The sequence below is a fragment of the Bradyrhizobium sp. USDA 4510 genome (assembly GCF_054059095.1).
This window is the reverse complement of the sequence record NZ_JBSSBT010000001.1, coordinates 217569-235534: the sequence shown is the minus strand read 5'-3', so window position 1 is coordinate 235534 and position 17966 is coordinate 217569. Positions and strand designations below refer to the sequence as shown.

The 17966-nt window shown below is 64.1% G+C and carries 19 protein-coding genes; 11 read left to right on the top strand and 8 right to left on the bottom strand.

The features are described from left to right. Nucleotides 1-52: 52 nt before the first annotated feature. From ACVMDN_RS01135 to ACVMDN_RS01120, 4 genes are all read right to left on the bottom strand, one after another. Entirely contained in the window at nt 53-463 is a 411-nt protein-coding gene (locus tag ACVMDN_RS01135) for a thioesterase family protein (RefSeq protein WP_057016658.1), read from the bottom strand. Between the two features lie 115 nt (nt 464-578). Then, nucleotides 579-782, bottom strand: a complete 204-nt coding sequence (locus ACVMDN_RS01130; protein ID WP_018269806.1) for a tautomerase family protein — start codon at nt 780-782, stop codon at nt 579-581. A 119-nt stretch (nt 783-901) separates the two neighbouring features. After that, nucleotides 902-2416 carry a histidine--tRNA ligase gene (gene hisS / locus ACVMDN_RS01125; protein WP_076825529.1) on the bottom strand — a complete coding sequence of 505 codons (1515 nt, stop codon included), beginning with the start codon at nt 2414-2416 and terminating at the stop codon, nt 902-904. A gap of 273 nt (nt 2417-2689) precedes the next feature. Then, nucleotides 2690-3769: a branched-chain amino acid aminotransferase gene (locus ACVMDN_RS01120; protein ID WP_076825532.1), complete on the bottom strand. Its 1080-nt coding sequence runs from the start codon at nt 3767-3769 to the stop codon at nt 2690-2692. 330 nt (nt 3770-4099) lie between these two features. On the opposite strand from ACVMDN_RS01120, the gene ACVMDN_RS01115 reads away from it, so the two are divergent. The 3 genes from ACVMDN_RS01115 to ACVMDN_RS01105 all read left to right on the top strand — a co-directional run bounded on the left by ACVMDN_RS01115 (nt 4100) and on the right by ACVMDN_RS01105 (nt 6871). After that, nucleotides 4100-4648, top strand: a complete 549-nt coding sequence (locus tag ACVMDN_RS01115) for a MarR family winged helix-turn-helix transcriptional regulator (RefSeq protein WP_038375766.1) — start codon at nt 4100-4102, stop codon at nt 4646-4648. Nucleotides 4649-4667: 19 nt separating this feature from the next. Further along, on the top strand, nt 4668-5372 hold the full coding sequence (locus tag ACVMDN_RS01110) for a response regulator (protein ID WP_038377300.1): 705 nt from the start codon (nt 4668-4670) through the stop codon (nt 5370-5372). Nucleotides 5373-5485: 113 nt separating this feature from the next. After that, nucleotides 5486-6871 carry an ATP-binding protein gene (locus ACVMDN_RS01105; protein WP_057016618.1) on the top strand — a complete coding sequence of 462 codons (1386 nt, stop codon included), beginning with the start codon at nt 5486-5488 and terminating at the stop codon, nt 6869-6871. Nucleotide 6872: 1 nt separating this feature from the next. Here ACVMDN_RS01105 and ACVMDN_RS01100 read toward each other — a convergent pair whose 3' ends face one another. Beyond that, nucleotides 6873-9008 carry a TonB-dependent siderophore receptor gene (locus tag ACVMDN_RS01100; protein ID WP_244558687.1) on the bottom strand — a complete coding sequence of 712 codons (2136 nt, stop codon included), beginning with the start codon at nt 9006-9008 and terminating at the stop codon, nt 6873-6875. 88 nt (nt 9009-9096) lie between these two features. Here ACVMDN_RS01100 and ACVMDN_RS01095 point away from each other — a divergent pair, with 88 nt between their 5' ends. After that, on the top strand, nt 9097-9300 hold the full coding sequence (locus ACVMDN_RS01095; RefSeq protein WP_194295320.1) for a hypothetical protein: 204 nt from the start codon (nt 9097-9099) through the stop codon (nt 9298-9300). Nucleotides 9301-9728: 428 nt separating this feature from the next. Here ACVMDN_RS01095 and ACVMDN_RS01090 read toward each other — a convergent pair whose 3' ends face one another. Continuing rightward, entirely contained in the window at nt 9729-10259 is a 531-nt protein-coding gene (locus tag ACVMDN_RS01090) for a DUF3617 domain-containing protein (protein ID WP_057016619.1), read from the bottom strand. 43 nt (nt 10260-10302) lie between these two features. Continuing rightward, nucleotides 10303-10602: a hypothetical protein gene (locus tag ACVMDN_RS01085; protein ID WP_028341043.1), complete on the bottom strand. Its 300-nt coding sequence runs from the start codon at nt 10600-10602 to the stop codon at nt 10303-10305. A gap of 166 nt (nt 10603-10768) precedes the next feature. Here ACVMDN_RS01085 and ACVMDN_RS01080 point away from each other — a divergent pair, with 166 nt between their 5' ends. The 4 genes from ACVMDN_RS01080 (at nt 10769) to ACVMDN_RS01065 (ending at nt 13615) form a co-directional block, all read left to right on the top strand. Further along, nucleotides 10769-11245 carry a hypothetical protein gene (locus ACVMDN_RS01080; RefSeq protein ID WP_057016620.1) on the top strand — a complete coding sequence of 159 codons (477 nt, stop codon included), beginning with the start codon at nt 10769-10771 and terminating at the stop codon, nt 11243-11245. A 113-nt stretch (nt 11246-11358) separates the two neighbouring features. Then, nucleotides 11359-12045 (top strand): ribonuclease T2 family protein, encoded by a 687-nt coding sequence (locus ACVMDN_RS01075; RefSeq protein ID WP_076825537.1) that lies wholly within the window; start codon nt 11359-11361, stop codon nt 12043-12045. 235 nt (nt 12046-12280) lie between these two features. Further along, the gene (locus tag ACVMDN_RS01070; protein WP_076825539.1) at nt 12281-13141 is read left to right on the top strand and encodes a 23S rRNA (adenine(2030)-N(6))-methyltransferase RlmJ; all 861 of its coding nucleotides are present in this window, start codon (nt 12281-12283) and stop codon (nt 13139-13141) included. 261 nt (nt 13142-13402) lie between these two features. Further along, a complete protein-coding gene (locus tag ACVMDN_RS01065; RefSeq protein ID WP_016844477.1) occupies nt 13403-13615 on the top strand; it encodes a cold-shock protein in 213 nt (70 codons plus the stop codon). A gap of 273 nt (nt 13616-13888) precedes the next feature. Here ACVMDN_RS01065 and ACVMDN_RS01060 read toward each other — a convergent pair whose 3' ends face one another. Next, nucleotides 13889-14512: an outer membrane protein gene (locus ACVMDN_RS01060; RefSeq protein ID WP_016844476.1), complete on the bottom strand. Its 624-nt coding sequence runs from the start codon at nt 14510-14512 to the stop codon at nt 13889-13891. Nucleotides 14513-14778: 266 nt separating this feature from the next. Here ACVMDN_RS01060 and uvrC point away from each other — a divergent pair, with 266 nt between their 5' ends. The 3 genes from uvrC (at nt 14779) to moaD (ending at nt 17947) form a co-directional block, all read left to right on the top strand. Beyond that, a complete protein-coding gene (gene uvrC / locus ACVMDN_RS01055; protein ID WP_076825541.1) occupies nt 14779-16890 on the top strand; it encodes an excinuclease ABC subunit UvrC in 2112 nt (703 codons plus the stop codon). Between the two features lie 194 nt (nt 16891-17084). Next, entirely contained in the window at nt 17085-17699 is a 615-nt protein-coding gene (gene pgsA, locus ACVMDN_RS01050) for a CDP-diacylglycerol--glycerol-3-phosphate 3-phosphatidyltransferase (RefSeq protein WP_057016624.1), read from the top strand. After that, nucleotides 17696-17947 (top strand): molybdopterin converting factor subunit 1, encoded by a 252-nt coding sequence (moaD, locus tag ACVMDN_RS01045; protein WP_028333074.1) that lies wholly within the window; start codon nt 17696-17698, stop codon nt 17945-17947. The genes pgsA and moaD overlap by 4 nt, the downstream gene beginning before the upstream one ends. Nucleotides 17948-17966: the final 19 nt, after the last annotated feature.

The window sequence follows — 17966 nt, the reverse complement described above, 5'->3', positions numbered from 1 at the left end:
CGCGGGTCAGGCCCGCGCATGACGAGTTCGCCGGACCAACGACACAGGCCGCCTACTGCGCCGAACCCGACGTCCCGGCCAGCCGCTTGTTGAAGCTTTCGACATTGATCAGACCGCGGGCGTGGCGGCCTTCGCCGAGCTTGCGCGTGCCCTCAAAGGCCTCGACCTCGAAGCGGATCACGCGGCGCTCGACCGCGATCACTTTTGAGGTCGTCCGCACGGTGGCGCCGACCAGCGCGGCGGCGAGATGGCGGATATCGACCTCGGTCCCGACCGTGACCCAGCCGGGCTGCAGCGCGGCGCGAATGGCATCGCCCGACGCCATCTCCATTTCGAGGATCATCATCGGCGTCGCATAGACCATCGGCATGCCCGGCACGAAATGCCCGACGGTGCGCTCCGGCGGCACCACGAGCATGCGCTCGGCGCTCATGCCGATCCTGATGAAGTCGCGTGCGTCCATGGATGCCTTGCTCGTCATTCCGGGGCACGCGAAGCGTGAACCCGGAATCTGGAGATTTTGATCGAGATCCCCGGCTCGCGCTAATGCGCGCCCCGGGATGACGCGCTTTCGCGCGTCACTTCTTCGCCGCAGCCGCGCGCTCGACGAACGACTTGCCGCCCTTCATCTTGTGATGCAGCGGCGCTTCGTTGATCTGGATCACGACCGCGTCGGCATCGACGCCGAGATTCTTCACCAGTGCCTGGGTGATGTCGCGCATCATGCCGAGCTTCTGCTCGTCGGTGCGGCCGGCGGCCATGCTCACGGTGATCTCAGGCATTGTTGCTCTCCCTCTTGTTGTCGCCATGGCCGGGCTCCTCCCGGCCATTCACGTCGCCGCGCATCAAACAAGAGGTGGATGCCCGGCACAAGGCCGGGCATGACGTCACAAGCGAATGGCTATCCCCACGCCACGTCATGCCGCGCCAGGACCTCGCGGACCCTGGCGACCAGATCGGCCTCCGCGCAGGAGAACTGCGCCGGACGCGTCTCACGCCATTCCTGGTTGGAGGCGATCGCAGCTGCGGCCTTGGCGCCTTCGATCAAATCCTTGATCTGCACCTCGCCGCGCGCCTTCTCGTCCGAGCCCTGGATGATCACGCAGGGCGAGTTGCGGCGATCGGCATATTTGAGCTGGTTGCCCATGTTCTTCGGATTGCCGAGATAGAGCTCGGCGCGGATGCCGGCCTGGCGCAACTGCGCGACCATCTTCTGGTAGTCGGCGACACGATCGCGGTCGAACACGGTGACGACGACAGGGCCGAACTCGGCCCGCGTGTCGAGCTCGCCGAGCATCGTCAGCGCCGCCTGCAGGCGCGACACCCCGATCGAGAAGCCCGTTGCCGGCACCGGCTCGCCGCGGAAGCGCGAGACCAGGCCGTCATAGCGGCCACCGCCACCGACCGAGCCGAATCGCACCGGGCGCCCCTTCTCGTCCTTGGTGTCGAGCAGCAGCTCAACCTCGTAGACCGGGCCGGTGTAGTATTCGAGGCCGCGAACAACGGTGGGATCGATGCGGATGCGATCCGCGCCATAGCCGGACGCCGCGACCAGCTTGGCGATCTCCTCGAGCTCGCTCACGCCGGCCTGACCAACTTCGCTCTTCGCCAGATAGGTCTCCGCCGCAGCAATCGCCTCTCGCCAATCGTCGCGCTGCTGCGTGACGGCCAGGACGATATCGGCATCCGCGGGGCTCAGGTCGGCGCCCTTGGTAAAGTCGCCCTTGCCTTCTTCGCCGCCATCCCATCGTCCGGGACCAAGCAGCTTGCGAACCTCGTCGGCGGGAAATTTGTCCAGCTTGTCGATCGCGCGCAGCACCGTGAGACGGCGGCCCGCATTCTCCTCACCGCCGAGGCCGATCGCCTCGAGCACGCCGTCGAGCACCTTGCGGTTGTTCACCTTCACGACATAGGAGCCGCGCGGAATGCCGAGCGCTTCCATCGTGTCGGCCGCCATCATGCAAATCTCGGCGTCGGCCGCCGGCGTCGCCGAGCCGACCGTGTCGGCGTCGAACTGCATGAACTGGCGGAAGCGGCCGGGACCGGGCTTCTCGTTGCGGAAGACATAGCCGAACCGATACGACCGATAAGGCTTCGGCAGCGCGTCGAAGTTTTCCGCGACATAGCGCGCCAGCGGCGCGGTGAGGTCGTAGCGCAGCGATATCCACTGCTCGTCATCGTCCTGGAACGAGAACACGCCCTCATTGGGCCGGTCCTGGTCGGGCAGGAACTTGCCGAGCGCGTCGGTGTATTCCATCGCCGGCGTCTCCACCGGCTCGAAGCCGTAGAGCTCGTAGACGGCGCGGATCTTCTCGACCATCGCCCGCGTGGCATTGATCGCGGCCGGGCCGCGATCTTCCAGCCCGCGCGGCAGGCGCGCCTTCAGTTTCTGGGGTTTTTTGGGTTTCTCGGCCATGTCATGCGCTGCAAGGTCTGTAAGCCGCGGTAGCTTACAAAGATACGCCGGGTTACCAGCCGAGGCGGCGCGGAGCAAGGTATCCGGCCGCTCTTACCTCGCCCCGCTTGCGGGGAGAGGTCGGAATTCAAGCGTAGCTTGAATTCCGGGTGAGGGGGACTCTCCGCGAGCCGTGCTCTTACCATGTTTGCGCAAGCAGCCCCTCACCCCACCCTCTCCCCGCAAGAGCGGGGCGAGGGAGCGAGAGAGAGTGCCTACCGTACAGCCCGCGCGTCAGGCGACGTTCCTGATCCAGTTATGCGGGTCGTTGGTGCGACCGTACTGGATGTCGACCAGCTTCTTGCGCAGGCCCATGGCGACCGGGCCGGCCACGCCGCCGCTGATCTGGAAATCGCCGCTCGCCGAGCACACCTTGCCGATCGGCGAAATGACGGCCGCGGTGCCGCAGGCGAACGCCTCCTTCAGCTTGCCGCTGGCGGCGTCAGCGCGCCATTGCTGGATCGTATAGGGCTCCTCGCGCACACGCGTGCCGGCATCCTTGGCAAGCGCGATGATCGAGTCGCGGGTGATGCCGGGCAGGATGGTGCCGAGCGGCGGCGTCAGCAGCGAGCCGTCGTCGAACGCGAAGAACACGTTCATGCCGCCGAGCTCCTCGATGTAGCGGCGCTCGACCGCATCGAGGAACACGACCTGGTCGCAGCCCCGTTCGATCGCCTCGGCCTGCGCGCGCAGGCTGGCGGCGTAGTTGCCGCCGCATTTGACGGCGCCGGTGCCGCCGATTGCGGCGCGCGTGTAATTCTCCGACACCCAGATCGACACCGGCGCAGGGCCGCCCTTGAAATAGGAACCGACCGGCGAGGCGATGACCGAGAAGATGTATTCGGCCGACGGCTTCACGCCGAGGAAGACCTCGCTCGCGATCATGAAGGGCCGCAGATAGAGACTGCCCTCGCCGCCCGGGATCCAGGCGCGATCGATCCGCACCAACTGCTCGACCGCATCGATGAACAAATCCTCGGGCAACGGCGCCATCGCCATGCGCTCGGCCGAATCATGGAAGCGGCGGGCGTTGGCGTCCGGCCGAAACAGGTTCACGCCGCCGTCGTCGCGCTTGTAGGCCTTGAGGCCTTCGAAAATTTCCTGGGCGTAGTGCAGCACCGCGCCGGCCGGATCGAGCGGAAAATTGGCGCGGGCCTCGATGCGGGCGCTGTGCCAGCCCTTGCCCTGGCTGTAGCGGACGATCGCCATGTGATCGGTAAAGACCCGGCCGAAGCCGGGGTCCACGAGCTTCGCCGCGCGATCCTTGTCGGATGTCGCATTCGGCGAAGGCTGGATGTCAAATTTCAAAGTCATTTTTCTTGCTTTCCGCTGTCGGAACCGGCGCGATACCCGGCGCCGGCCTGTTTCCCCCGGAGCCATCAGGCTCGGCTGGCCCGAACTTCACCACCGCCGGCCGCGCCGCCGGCTTCCATCGCCAACATGCCGTTTAGACATGCTTTTGCGGAATGCTGAAGTCCAGTATGTTTGCCGAAATGCCGCTCGACAATCGCACGGTAGTCCAATTTGCGGCCCAAACCGCCTCACAGGCTCGTTCAGGCCGCCTTAAACGCTGTCGAGGACAAGACGACCTAATGTTTCGTCGTGACAGGCAGTTTTGTAACATTGAACCCAAGATACGTCAATATGACTGACATAAATTTCTCAGGCATGGCTGCCAAGCCCGATTCGCAGGGAGACGACAACGCCCCGGCGGCGGGGGCGCGCGACCTGCGCTGGGATATCATCGAGCTGTTGTTCTTCGCCTACCGCGACTTTGTCGGCGATGCCGACCAGGAGCTGGAGGCGTTCGGCTTCGGCCGCGCCCACCACCGCGTCATCCACTTCGTTACCCGCTATCCGGGGCTGAAGGTCGCCGACCTGCTCGACGTCCTGCGCATCACCAAGCAGTCGCTCGGGCGCGTGCTCAAGCAGCTCCTGGACGAGGGCTATATCGTGCAGAAGACCGGCAACAACGACCGCCGGCAGCGCCTGCTCTACGCCACACCGAAGGGCGAGGCGCTGGTCGCCAAGCTCGCGGGGCTGCAGACCGACCGCATCAACCGCGCGGTCGCCGGCATCGATCCGGCCGGCGTCGAGACGGTTCGCCAATTCCTCCGCGCGATGATCGACCGCGACGATCCCGACAAGGTGCTCGAAGCGATCTTCGGCGGCGGCAGAAAAACGAGGGAGTGAGCTGGTGCAGGCTGCAACCATGATGCGCGCGCCGGTCGAGCCGGCCGACGACGCGCCGCATCTTCTGCTGGTCGACGACGACCGCCGCATTCGCGACCTGTTGTCGCGCTTTCTCTCAGGCGAAGGCTACCGGGTCACGACGGCAATGAGCGCCACCGATGCGCGCGCCAAGCTGCTCGGGCTGCATTTCGACCTGCTGATCCTCGACGTGATGATGCCCGGCGAGAACGGCTTCGACCTCGCCCGCTTCATCCGCAGCTCCTCGACGGTGCCGATCATCATGCTGACCGCCCGCCACGAGGCGGAAGCCCGCATCGAGGGCCTGCAGATCGGCGCCGACGATTATGTCGCCAAGCCATTCGAGCCGCGCGAGCTGGTACTCCGGATCGGCAATATCCTCAAGCGCACCGCGCCGCCGCAGGTCGCGGTCGTCGAGCAGATCGCGTTCGGCCCCTATATTTTCCACATCGAGCGCAGCGAACTGCGTCAGGGCGAGGAGATCATCCATCTCACCGATCGCGAGCGCGAGATGCTGCGCATCCTCGCCAGCGCGCCCGGCGAGACCGTGCCGCGCGCCGAGCTGACCTCCGGCGGTACCGTCAACGAACGCGCGGTCGACGTGCAGATCAACCGCCTGCGCCGCAAGATCGAGCACGATCCTGCCAATCCGCTGTTTCTGCAGGCGGTGCGCGGCATCGGCTATCGCCTGGTGGCTTCGCCCTGAGCATGACCCAGAAAGTAGCCCGCATGAGCGAAGCGATATGCGGGGTTAGCAAGCCCCGGATATCGCTTCGCTCATCCGGGCTACGAAATCCCATCGCTCTATAAGTATCGAACATGAGCACGCTCGACTCCGGCCTGACCCTGATCCGCAACGCCTCGCAGCGCGTCTCGAAGGCGAACGGCTGGATGGGCAACGCGTTCAAGAGCTGGATGCCGACCGGCCTCTATGCCCGCGCGCTGTTGATTATGATCGTGCCGATGGTGATCCTGCAGACCGTGGTGGCGTTCGTGTTCATGGAGCGGCACTGGAACACGGTGACGCGGCGCCTGTCGGCCGCGGTGGTGTCCGATATCGCCGCGCTGATCGACGTCTACAAGAGCTACCCGCAGGACAAGGACCGCGCGCAGCTTCGCCGCATCGCCCAGAAACTGCAGCTGGTGGTCGACTTCCTTCCCGCCGGCGACATGCCGCCGCCGGGGCCGAAGCCGTTCTTCTCGCTGCTCGACCAGACGCTGTCGGTGCAGCTCGGCCGCCAGATCAGCCGCCCGTTCTGGATCGACACCGTCGGTAAATCCAATTTGGTCGAGATCCGCGTGCAGCTCGACGATTCGGTGATGCGGATCTTCGCCCAGCGCAGCGCGGCCTACGCCTCCAATTCGGAGATCTTCATCTTCTGGATGCTCGGCACCTCGACGATCCTCCTGATCGTCGCCGTGCTGTTCCTGCGCAATCAGATCAAGCCGATCCTGCGGCTCGCCGACGCCGCCGAAAGTTTCGGCAAGGGCCGCGAGGCACCGAACTTCCGGCCGCGCGGCGCGCGCGAGGTGCGGCGCGCGGCGCAGGCCTTCATCGAGATGAAGGCGCGCGTCGAACGTTCGATCGAGCAGCGCACCGCGATGCTCGCCGGCGTATCGCACGATCTGCGCACCATCCTGACCCGGTTCAAGCTCGAGCTTGCCCTGATCGGCGAAGGCCCCGAGATCGAGGCGATGCGCAAGGACGTCGACGAGATGTCGATGATGCTGGAGGATTATCTCGCCTTCGCGCGCGGCGATTCCGGCGAGGTCGCGCAGCCGACCGACATGGCGTTGGCGCTGGAGGAATTGCGCAGCGACGCCGAGCGCCACGGCCACACCGCGACCGTTGCGTTCCACGGCCTGCCCGTCGTCACGGTGAAGCCGGCCTCGTTCAAGCGCTGTCTCGCCAACCTCGTCTCCAACGCCGCGCGCCACGCCAACACGATCTCGATCACCGGCCATCGCGACCATCGCTATCTCAACGTCACGGTCGACGACGACGGGCCGGGCATCCCCGCCGACATGCGCGAGGAAGTGTTCAAGCCGTTCCTGCGGCTCGACGATGCCCGCAACCAGGACGAAGGCGGCACCGGGCTCGGGCTTGCGATCGCCCGCGACATCGCCCGCTCGCATGGCGGAGACATCATGCTCAGCGAAAGCCCGATGGGCGGCCTGCGCGCCGTCGTGCGGGTGCCGGTGTAACCTACCAGCGGTAGGACAAGGTGCCGATGACCTGCCGCCGTTCGCCGGCATAACAGTAACCGGACTGGCAGGTCTGGTAGTGCGTGTCGAACAGATTGGTCGCGTTGACGCGCATCGTGGCGCCGAGGAAGCGCCGGTCCAGCTTGCCCAGATCGTAATCGATCACCGCATCGAACAACGTCGTCGCAGCGTTCTGGAACGTGTTCTGGTCGTTGCCGAAGTTCGTGCCGATATAACGCACGCCGAGACCAAGCCCGAGGCCTTCGACGGGCACGCCGGACTGGAACGTATACTTGCCGAAGGCGGCGAAGGAATTCCCCGGAATGCCGGAGAGCTCATTGCCGGTCGTATCGGGATTGCCCTGCGTGATCACGACGTTGAGATGGGTGTAGGCGGCGGTGAGATCAAATCCCTGCTTGAGCGCGAGCTTCGCCTCGAGCTCCACACCCTTGGATTCGACCTGCCCGGTCGCTGCCTGGAATGCCATGTTGTTCGGATCGGTACGCAGCACATTGTCCTGCGTGATGTCGAACACCGCGGCGGTCAACAGCACCGGAACGTTCGGCATCTGGTACTTGATGCCCACTTCCTTCTGCTCGCCGGTGGTCGGCCTGAACGGCAGTCCGGATGCGTCGACGCCGACCTGCGGGGCGAATGCCGTCGCGTAGCTGATATAGGGCGCAATGCCGTTGTCGAAGACGTAGCTCAGGCCCGCACGGCCCGTGAAGGCGGTCGCCTTCTGCGTTGACGGCACGCCGTCGAGACCCGCGGTCGTGGTCTGCGACACCCAGCTCTGGCGGCCGTTGAGCGTCAGAATAAAGCCTCCGAGCTTGGCCTGCTCCTGCGCATAGACACCGACCTCGTCGGTCGACTGCTTGTTGAAGATCGAGAATGCCGGCGTCGCGATGGCCTGGGCGCCGTAGTTCATGCTCAGGAGATTGAGATCGGGCGCCGGGCCGTAACCGATCTTGTCGTTGTAGTAGGAGTGACCGTAGTCGACGCCGAACAGCACGGTATTCTTGATCGCGCCGAGCATGAACTTGGCCTCGGCCTGATTGTCGAGCGTCACCATGTTGAAGCTGTCCAGGATCCGCCACGCGGACCGCGACGCCAGATTGGTGCTGCTGTCGATTGAATCGATCTGGGTGTATTTCGCGTCGACGTCGACCTGATAGAAGCGGAAGTTCTGCCGCACCGTCCACACGTCGTCGACATTGTGCTCGAACGCGTAGCCGATGCGATATTGCTTCTGATCCATGGCGCTGAACGCCGGATCATTCGAATAGATGTTGGTCAACTGTCCGTCAGGCGTGCGGAAATTGCCGATGCTGGCGGCGGTTCGGCTCTTTTGATATTCGCTGAGGATGGTGAAGGACGTGTCGGCGTCCGGCCGCCAGGTCAGCGCCGGCGCGATATAGGCGCGATCGTCGTCGTTGCCGGGGTACCAGGTCTTTGCGTCGCGAAGCAGGCCCGTCAGCCGGTAGTACAGCTGATCGCTGCCGGGCACCGGACCACCGACATCGAAACTGCCCTGGTAACGGTCGTAGGTGCCGCCCTGCAGCTGCACCTCACCGAATGCCGTCAAAGGCGGCCGCTTGGTCGTGACATCCACGATGCCTCCCGGAGAGCCGAGGCCATAGAGGCCCGAGGCTGGTCCGCGGAGGATCGACACGCTGTCGAGACCGTAAGGTTCGATCTTGGGAATTGCGAAGTTGCCGCCGCCCTGGCGCAGGCCGTCGCGATAGATCCCTGTATAGGTCGCGTCGAAGCCACGGATGTAGAAACTATCGAACCTTGGATCATAGCCGAACGCCGTGGTCGTCACGCCGGGCGTGTAGCTGACGGCGTCCTTGAGCGTCTGAACGTTGCGATCCCTTAGCTCCTTTTGCGTCACGACCGAGAGCGATTGCGGCGTTTCGATCAGCGCTGTGCTGGTCTTGGTGCCGGCCGTGCTCGCGGTTGCGACGTACCCCGTGGTCGTACCGATCGCGCCTCCTGTGCCTTGCGACCGCGGAGCCTGGCTCCGGGCGGGCGCCGCGGCACTGCGGCGCCGGTTCGCCGCGACCGCGCGCGAAGTCCTGGTGTTCTGGCTTGAAACGACGGCACCGCGCTTCCTTGCGGCGCCAGGTTCATCCACCGTCACTGCGGGAAGTTCGCTGACATTGCTCTGCGGAGGACTTGTCTGCGCCTGAGCGCTGGCGACGTCTGCACCCATTGACACAAGTATGACCGAACCGAGTAGCGCCGCATTGATCGCAGCCGTTGATGCGAGCAAGCCGCGCTTGCTCCGCAACGAAGCCATTCCCACCGAACAAATCCCCACATTGCCTTACGCCGACATCGATCGAGCCGCGTTTGCGACAAGGCCGGCATCGATTGGGGCGGACTTCTATCGGCGGGATGATCGAAATTCCACACGCGCAAAATAGAATCGATGGAAGCAGAAACGAAGCGCAACACTGGAGTGATTCAAGATGCGCAACGCTGGAACGATTCAAAACGACATGTTGGCGCGTCAGGCTTTCGACACAACGAATGCGAATGCGATGCGCGTCGTCTCTCGCAGAGAGTCTCGAACGCGGGAGCACGCGGCGATCATTCGATGATGTTGCATCCGTCGACGTCATCGCGCGCCAAGGAGCGCACGAACGCGGTGAACCGTCATCTCCGCGCAAAGGCTTCGCCTTTGCGCGGAGATGACGGGGAGGGATCGGATGGATTTCACATCGCCTCAGCGCAAGATTGCTTTGCAATTTTGTCGCGAGCTACTCGAAGTGATGGTGGTGCAAGCTGCGCAGCCTCTCAGCATGCGAGGCGATGCATTCGGGCGCCCGGCAACAGCCGGATGCGCTGCGCGCTACTTCTGCTTGGGCATGAGGCCCTTCAGCTTTTCCATGTCCTTGACGTTCATCTTCATGCCGCCGGGCATGATGATGTCGCCGGCCTTCTGGTCGCTCTTGCAGGCGCCGAGCCATTTCGCCTCGATGGTCATCGTGGTGTCGCGCGAGCCGGCCGCGCCGCCCTCGGCATGCGAGGTGCTCTTCACCGTGTAGGCGGAATTGAAATCGCCGACGATCTCGGCATGGCTCTGCATCGTCATGCCGGCGACGCTGCAGACGCTGTCGCTGACATAGCCGGTCGCGGTCTTCTTGATATCCTGCTTCGAGCAGACTTCCTTGGCCATCGGCGAGGCCGCCGCGCTCATCTCCTTGTCGGTGGTCTCGTCGGTGCAGTGCTGCATGGTGATTTCGGGCATCGGCCCGCCGGTGCGCACCATCTTCATCTCCCACAGACCGGCCTTGCGGATCGGCAGGTCGACGGCACTTGCGGCGCCAGCGGACAGGACAAGGCACACAGCCGAACCAAGCAAGGCAAGCTGTCGGGTCATGCGGTCGGCTCCCGGCTGAACGATCGAAAGATCCGGTGCGCGCTCAGTAGAGCGTGCGCAGCGGCCTCTGGGCTGCGCCATAGGGCACCCAGCGACAGGCGAAAGAGATGTAGCCGCCCGGATAGTTCTGCATCGCAAGGAACTTAACCACCTTGCCGTAGGAGGCGCAGTGATCGACTGCGAGTTGCCGGGCGTCGCTCTGGGTCGCCAGCGTATAGGCGATGATACCGCCGGTATCATTGCCCTTGAACGGCGGTACCGGCTGCATCCAATCCGCCCGCGCCGGCACAACGGCCAGCATCCCGCAAACGGCAACCAGGCACGCGGCCAATTTCCTTCGCATCGCAGACTCCATTTCGCTTCGAGCCAACATAGAGTGCGCCGGCGACCGTGAAAAGAACGAGCCGGCTCCCCAAAGTGGACTTCTCCGCAGGTGTTGCCGCCCTGCACTTGACCTTGCCGGGGCTTCGCGGCACCGTCCGCGGCATCGGATAATCGGGTGGATTCCCATGCGCAACCTGTTCAACTCCCGCAATAAACTCGGCCGCAAGCTCGGCCTCGGCGCCGCACTCGTGGTCGGCCTGCTGGCTTTCGGGGGTACGGCCCAAGCCGCCAATCCGCTCGAAATGAACTTCTGGCTGTCCGGCCCGCGCTATGACGGCAATGTGGCCCCATGCGAGAAGGCCCTGACGGTCATCAGCACGCAATTCCAGGAAAAGGAAGCCACCTTCTGGAATTCGCCGCTCGTGATCACCGGCTTCAACGGGATTCACGAAACCGCCTTCCGCCCCTGGCAGTCCGACAATATCCCGCGCCGTTATTGCACGGGCGAGGCGATGCTGAGCGACGGCAAAGTGCGCAAGGTGCACTATTCGATCATCGAGGACGGCGGCTTTGCCAGCATCAATCAGGGCGTCGAATGGTGCGTCGCGGGGCTCGACCGCAACTGGACCTATAACCCGTCCTGCAAGGCCGCGCGGCCCTGATCTCCGACCAGATTGCTAAAGCAGGAGCCGCCGCCATTTGGACGGCGGCTTTTTGTTCTTGAAATGTTCTCGCGGCCTGCTAGGCTCTGGGCGGTCGAGTGAGGGAGCGTTTGATGCCTCGGTTGGACACGATTTCCCGATTTTTGATTTCGGTTGCCATTATTCTGTGCGGTGCGGTCGGGGCGTCGGCCCAGGATCGCCGCCAGAATGCGCCCGGCGAGTTCGATTTCTATGTGCTGTCGCTGTCGTGGTCGCCCTCGTTCTGCGAGGCGGCGAGCGAGCGCGGCAACAACGGCCGCGGCACGCAGGCGCAATGCGGCGGACGGCCATATTCCTTCGTGGTGCACGGCCTGTGGCCGCAATATGAGCGGGGCTTTCCGGAATACTGCCAGCGGCCTTCGCCGCGACTCGCCCGCAGCATCATGAGCTCGATGCTCGACCTGATGCCGGCGCCCGGGCTGATCTACAACGAGTGGGACAAGCACGGCACCTGCTCCGGTCTCGGCGAGCGCGCCTATTTCGAAGCCATCCGCAAGGCCCGCGCCACGGTGAAGATCCCCGAGGAATTCCTGCAATTGTCGGAGCCGAAGACGGTCGCGCCCGACGAGCTGGAGACGGCATTCATCAAGGTCAATCCGGGCCTCAGCAACTCCGCGATCTCGGTGACCTGCGACAGCAAGCGGCTCAGCGAGGTGCGGATCTGCCTCAGCAAGGATCTGGAATTCCGCTCCTGCGAGGAAATCGACCGCCGCGCCTGCCGCCGCGATCAGGTGCTGATGCCGCCGGTTCGCGGCGGCTGAAACTCTGGGTCATGGCCGGCAGACCCGCGCTGCGCGTCGTCGCGCAGCATGTCCCGGCCACCTGCGCCATCGCGAAACAAGCAAGATAAGGCGCAGATGCCCGGGAGCCCCGGCTACGCCAAGGCTTCGCCGAGCTCGGACGTTACCCCCGCCGAAGCTTTAGCGAAGGCCGGGACAAGCCCGGGCATGACGAGTACAACATGCGCACCCTTTGGGAGCGCAGCACGATCATCACATGAACTACCGTCACGCCTTTCATGCCGGCAGCTTTGCCGACGTCATCAAGCACATCGTGCTGGTGCGCATGCTCACCTATCTGCAGGACAAGCCGGCGCCGTTCCGCGTCATCGACACCCATGCCGGCGCCGGTCTCTATGATTTGACGTCGAGCGAAGCGCAGCGCGGCGGCGAATGGCTCACCGGCATCGCGCGGCTGATGCAGGCGCGGCTCTCCGACCAGGCATTGCCGCTGATCGCGCCCTATCTCGACATCGTCAGAGCATTCAATCCGAAAGGCGAGCTGAAAGCCTATCCTGGTTCGCCGTTGATCGCGCGGGCGCTGCTGCGTCCGCAAGATCGCCTCACCGCCTGCGAGATCGAACCGTCGGCGCGCAAACAACTGATCGACGCGCTGCGACGCGACGCGCAAGCGCGCGTCGTCGATCTCGACGGCTGGATGGCGCTGCCCGCATTCGTGCCGCCGAACGAACGGCGCGGCCTGGTGCTGATCGATCCGCCGTTCGAAGCGAAGGACGAGTTCGAGCGGCTGGCCAGTGCTTTCACGGAAGCGTACGCGAAGTGGCCGACCGGCTCGTATCTTTTGTGGTACCCCGTAAAAACCCGGAGAGCCACCGATGAGCTAACGCGCAGTGTGGCTGCTGCAGCAGCAAGCAGCCGGCCCGCCGGCAAATGCCTGCGATTGGAATTCAGTGTGGCACCGCAAGAAGCAGGCGCAGGCCTCGTTTCCACAGGGCTTTTGCTGGTGAATCCGCCGTGGACGCTGGCGAATGAGTTGAAGGTCATCCTGCCCGAACTCGAGAAGCCGCTCGGTCAAGGCGGCGCGGGACGCTTCAGACTCGAGACGCCTAAACCATGATCGACAACCTCCTACTGAAAAGTTCAATTTTGAGCATAGGCAATTTGCGCGGAACCGTATTATGCTCATCCTGTTACGACTGGCTTTACGTTCCGCTTCCGCGAATGGTTGCGGCGGAGTGACAAGGCCGAAATAAATCCAGGCAGACCGGCGGCGTGACGCCGGCCTGTTCAGGTGGCCAAGCTTCCGACAAGCGAATGTCGGTCAACCGCTACGCGGCGTGCGCGTAGCGGTGGAGCAATACGGGGGAGGAGTTTCCCGATGGCCATGACTGGGACAGTCAAGTTCTTCAACGGAGAGCGTGGCTACGGCTTCATCAAGCCTGATGATGGCGGCCGCGATGTGTTCGTTCACATCACAGCTGTCGAGCGTGCAGGATTGAAGGACCTGACTGAAGGACAACGCATTACGTTCGAGGTTGAGCCCGACAAGAAGGGCAAGGGCCCGAAGGCGGTCAACCTGGTGGTCTCATGACGAGCGCTCGCGATGCGCGGCTCGGAATGAACACCGAATGAGGCGTTGCGTGTGAGTTGGCTGCCGAGCGCGTGGCTGGCGCTCGCTGGATGACCACCTGCATGATGCGGACGCGACCGGCGGAGCCGCATATCCCACACGTGCGGCCCACCGATTGGATTCGCGCACGCCGCGGCATGCATGTCGCATGCGCGACGTTGAGATCATCAACACAAAGAAAAACCCGGCCGCGCTAGGCGCGGCCGGGAGTTGATGGTCGACGTTTTCTTGTTCTCAGAAGTGATAGTTGATGCCGGCGCGAACCAGGCTGAAGCTGTAGCCGTTCGACACACCACCGGTGATCGTGAAATTGCTGTTGGCAAGGTCGACGTAGAGATACTCGATCTTGGCGCTCCAGTGCGGGGCAAAGCCCATTTCGGCGCCGGCACCGACGGTGAAGCCCGCATTGGTGTGGCTCTCCGTGATGCCGAACGTCTCGCCGCGCAGTTCGCCGAAGGCGAGACCGCCGGTCGCGTAGAACAGCACGTTATTGACCGCATAGCCGGCGCGGCCGCGCACCGTGCCGAACCACGGGTTGGAGAACTTCCACGGCGCGAACCGGTCGTCGGCTGTGGTGCCCTGGATATCGGCCTCGATACCGAACACCCAGGGGGAGCCGTTCTGGAAGTTGTAGCCGGCCTGTACACCGCCGACGAAACCGGACGGCTTGGTCGGGTTGTTCTCCACCGAGCCCCAGCCATAGCCGACATTGCCGCCGAGATAGGGGCCCGCCCAGCTATAGGCATTGAGCGGCTGATAGACGGTATAGGGCGATCCGTAATTGAGGTCGGCCGACGCGGCCGAGGTCGTCCAGCCTGCAACGATCAGTGCCAGCGCACGCGCAACAAACCGGGTCATTGGTACTCTCCAGAACGCAACTGCCGCAGCCCGCCGGCGAGGGCCGGCGTGGTTACGGAATTCCACTTTTTTCGCTAAGGTTTATCGAGAGTTTTAAGTTAAAGGGCTGTTAAGCCCGGTTACCGGCCCGCTCATCAGTCTTAACAAGGTGTTACGCACCCCTTCCCGGCGCCCGTGCGGGGCCGGTAACCTCCTGCAATCGAGGTGCTTTTTGTAGGTGCCGTCAACGCTGGCGACCGCTCGCCCAAGCACTTAGTTTACGGCCCATGGTTCACGATTCTCCCGAGCGCCCGACGCCGGCCCCCAAGGTTGACTCCAAGGTTGACTCCAAGGCTGCCCCCAAACCACGGCGCGGTTCGAAGTCCGACCTGCCGCAGGACGATCTGACGCTCGATACAAGTGACGTCGATCCCGAAACCTCCGCCGCCGAGGAGGAGGACGAGGCGCGCCTGCCCGAGACTTCGGAGGACGCCGCCGAGGCGGTCGCCGAGGGCACGCTCTCGGTCGGGCATGCCGCGATCGAGAACGCGGTCCGCCTCGCCCCGACCTCGCCCGGCGTCTACCGCATGCTCAACGCTGCCAACGACGTGCTCTATGTCGGCAAGGCGAAGAACGTCAAAAAGCGGCTGTCGTCCTACGCGCGGGCCAACGCGCCGCTGCCGGCGCGGATCCTGCGCATGATCGCGGCGACCACGCAGGTCGAGATCGTCTCGACCATGACCGAGACCGAGGCGCTGCTGCTCGAAGCCAATCTGATCAAGCAGCTCCGTCCGCGCTTCAATGTGCAGCTGCGCGACGACAAGTCGTTTCCCTACATTCTGATCACCGGCGACCATTGGGCGCCGCAGATCCTCAAGCATCGCGGCGCGCAGTCGCGGCCCGGGCGCTATTTCGGCCCGTTCGCCAACGCAGGCGCAGTCAACCGCACCATCACGGCGCTGCAGCGCGCGTTTCTGATCCGCTCCTGCACCGACGGCTTCTTCGAAAGCCGCAGCCGGCCCTGCCTGCTCTATCAGATCAAGCGCTGCGCCGGCCCCTGCACGCGCGAGATCGACTTCCCCGGCTACAGCGAACTGGTGCGCGAGGCGACCGAATTCCTCTCCGGCCGCAGCCACGCCGTGAAGGAGCTGCTCGCGGCCGAGATGGAGAAGGCCTCCGGCGAGCTCGAGTTCGAAACCGCGGCGCTGTACCGCGACCGTCTCGCGGCGCTGTCGGCAATCCAGTCGCAGCAGGGCATCAATCCGCGCACGGTCGAAGAGGCCGATGTGTTCGCGATCCACCAGGAGGGCGGCTATTCCTGCGTCGAGGTGTTCTTCTTCCGCACCGGCCAGAACTGGGGCAACCGCGCCTATTTCCCGAAGGCCGAGAAGAGCTTCACGCCCGAAGAAGTGCTGTCCTCGTTCCTCGCGCAATTCTACGACGACAAGCCGCCGCCGAAGCTGATCCTGCTGTCGCACGAGATCGAGGAAAGCGCGTTGCTCGCCGACGCGCTGTCGGTCAAGGCCGGATCCAAGGTCGAGGTCTCCGTGCCGAAGCGCGGCGAGAAGAAGGAGCTGATCGGCCACGCGCTCACCAACGCGCGCGAGGCGCTCGGGCGCAAGCTCGCCGATACCGCGACGCAAAGCCGGCTGCTGGAGGGCATGGTCTCGACGCTCGGCCTGCCGCACACACCCAAGCGGATCGAGGTCTACGACAACAGCCACATCCAGGGCACCAACGCGGTCGGCGCGATGATCGTGGCGGGACCCGACGGGTTCATGAAGAACCAGTACCGCAAGTTCAACATCAAGTCCGAAGGGCTGACGCCGGGCGACGATTACGGAATGATGCGCGAGGTGCTGGAACGCCGCTTCAAGCGGTTGCTGAAGCCGCCGGAGGGCGAGGCCGCAGCCAAGACGAAAGCGGATGACGATTCGTTCCCGCAATGGCCCGACCTCGTCATCATCGACGGCGGCCGCGGCCAGCTCAACGCGGTCCGGGAGATCTTCCAGAATCTCGGGCTGACCGAGGTCTCGCTGATGGCGGTGGCCAAGGGTCCTGAGCGCGATGCCGGGCGCGAAACCCTGTTCATGCCCGACCGCGAGGCCATCAAGCTGGAGCCGCGGGACCCGGTGCTCTATTTCATCCAGCGGCTGCGCGACGAGGCCCACCGCTTCGTGATCGGCTCGCACCGCAAGCTGCGCAAGAAGGACATCCGCGAGGCCGGACTGCAGGAGATCCCGGGCATCGGCCCGTCCCGCAAGCGTGCCCTGCTGCACCACTTCGGAACGCTCAAGGAGATCGAGCGGGCCTCGATCGCCGACCTCGGCAAGGTTCCCGGCGTCAGCGCCGAGAGCGCCCGCAAGATTTTCGAGTTTTTCCACGCCCAGCCGGGTTAAACCAAAGGCGAGTCATCAGGGCGTCGCCTGCGACAGGGGCATCTAGGGCATGATGCGGAAAAGTGTGAGGCAGTTATCCGAAAAGATCATGCTTAAACAACGAGCTAAGGCGCTATGACGATGCAGCGCAATCTGGTCGCGCTTGACGCGTCCGCACGGTTGACCTTCTCGCTTCAGCGGTATTGGTAGAACGGATGAACATCGCCACGACCCGGGGACAGACCAAGACCATGTCCCTCCCGAATATCCTGACCTACGCCCGGATCGCCGCGATCCCGGTGGTGATCGGCTGCGTCTACTGGCAATCGATCCTGGACGGCCCGTTGTGGCTGCGCTGGGTGGCGCTGGCCGTGTTCATTGCGGCGGGAATCACCGACTATCTCGACGGCTATTATGCCCGGATCTGGGACCAGCAGTCCGCCTTCGGCCGGATGCTCGATCCGATCGCCGACAAGCTCCTGGTCGCCTCCAGCCTTCTGATGCTGGCCGCCGACAATTCGATCCATGGCTGGACGCTGTGGGCGGCGATCGTGATCCTGTGCCGCGAGATCCTGGTCTCGGGCCTGCGCGAATATCTCGCAGGGCTCAGGGTCAGCGTTCCCGTCACCAAGCTGGCGAAATGGAAGACGACGATCCAGCTGGTGGCGATCGGCTTTCTGATTGCCGGCGAAGCGGGCGAGCAGGTCTTCCCGGCCACCACCCTGATCGGCATCGTGCTGCTCTGGATGTCGGCTATCTTCACGATCTACACCGGCTGGGATTACTTCCGTGCTGGCATCCATCACCTCATCAAGGAGGATGAGGGATGAAGCTGAAATATTTCGCATGGGTGCGTGAACGCGTCGGCAAGGCTGAAGAGATCGTCGAGCCGCCGGCTGAGGTGCGCACCGTCGGCGACCTGATCGGCTGGCTTGCGGCGCGCGACGATGCCTACGCCTATGCCTTCGAGAAGCCGACGGTGATCCGCGCCGCGATCGACCACGCCCATGTCAAATCGGACGCGGCGATCTCCGGCGCCCGCGAGATCGCGTTCTTTCCGCCAATGACCGGCGGCTAGGATAGCGTTTTCGAGCGAA

Coding starts and splice junctions, on each gene's coding strand:
- ACVMDN_RS01135 (WP_057016658.1), bottom strand. CDS start 463: ATGGACGCACGCGACTTCATCAGGATCGGCATGAGCGCCGAGCGCATG.
- ACVMDN_RS01130 (WP_018269806.1), bottom strand. CDS start 782: ATGCCTGAGATCACCGTGAGCATGGCCGCCGGCCGCACCGACGAGCAG.
- hisS (WP_076825529.1), bottom strand. CDS start 2,416: ATGGCCGAGAAACCCAAAAAACCCCAGAAACTGAAGGCGCGCCTGCCG.
- ACVMDN_RS01120 (WP_076825532.1), bottom strand. CDS start 3,769: ATGACTTTGAAATTTGACATCCAGCCTTCGCCGAATGCGACATCCGAC.
- ACVMDN_RS01115 (WP_038375766.1), top strand. CDS start 4,100: ATGACTGACATAAATTTCTCAGGCATGGCTGCCAAGCCCGATTCGCAG.
- ACVMDN_RS01110 (WP_038377300.1), top strand. CDS start 4,668: ATGATGCGCGCGCCGGTCGAGCCGGCCGACGACGCGCCGCATCTTCTG.
- ACVMDN_RS01105 (WP_057016618.1), top strand. CDS start 5,486: ATGAGCACGCTCGACTCCGGCCTGACCCTGATCCGCAACGCCTCGCAG.
- ACVMDN_RS01095 (WP_194295320.1), top strand. CDS start 9,097: ATGACCGAACCGAGTAGCGCCGCATTGATCGCAGCCGTTGATGCGAGC.
- ACVMDN_RS01090 (WP_057016619.1), bottom strand. CDS start 10,259: ATGACCCGACAGCTTGCCTTGCTTGGTTCGGCTGTGTGCCTTGTCCTG.
- ACVMDN_RS01085 (WP_028341043.1), bottom strand. CDS start 10,602: ATGCGAAGGAAATTGGCCGCGTGCCTGGTTGCCGTTTGCGGGATGCTG.
- ACVMDN_RS01080 (WP_057016620.1), top strand. CDS start 10,769: ATGCGCAACCTGTTCAACTCCCGCAATAAACTCGGCCGCAAGCTCGGC.
- ACVMDN_RS01075 (WP_076825537.1), top strand. CDS start 11,359: ATGCCTCGGTTGGACACGATTTCCCGATTTTTGATTTCGGTTGCCATT.
- ACVMDN_RS01070 (WP_076825539.1), top strand. CDS start 12,281: ATGAACTACCGTCACGCCTTTCATGCCGGCAGCTTTGCCGACGTCATC.
- ACVMDN_RS01065 (WP_016844477.1), top strand. CDS start 13,403: ATGGCCATGACTGGGACAGTCAAGTTCTTCAACGGAGAGCGTGGCTAC.
- ACVMDN_RS01060 (WP_016844476.1), bottom strand. CDS start 14,512: ATGACCCGGTTTGTTGCGCGTGCGCTGGCACTGATCGTTGCAGGCTGG.
- uvrC (WP_076825541.1), top strand. CDS start 14,779: ATGGTTCACGATTCTCCCGAGCGCCCGACGCCGGCCCCCAAGGTTGAC.
- pgsA (WP_057016624.1), top strand. CDS start 17,085: ATGAACATCGCCACGACCCGGGGACAGACCAAGACCATGTCCCTCCCG.
- moaD (WP_028333074.1), top strand. CDS start 17,696: ATGAAGCTGAAATATTTCGCATGGGTGCGTGAACGCGTCGGCAAGGCT.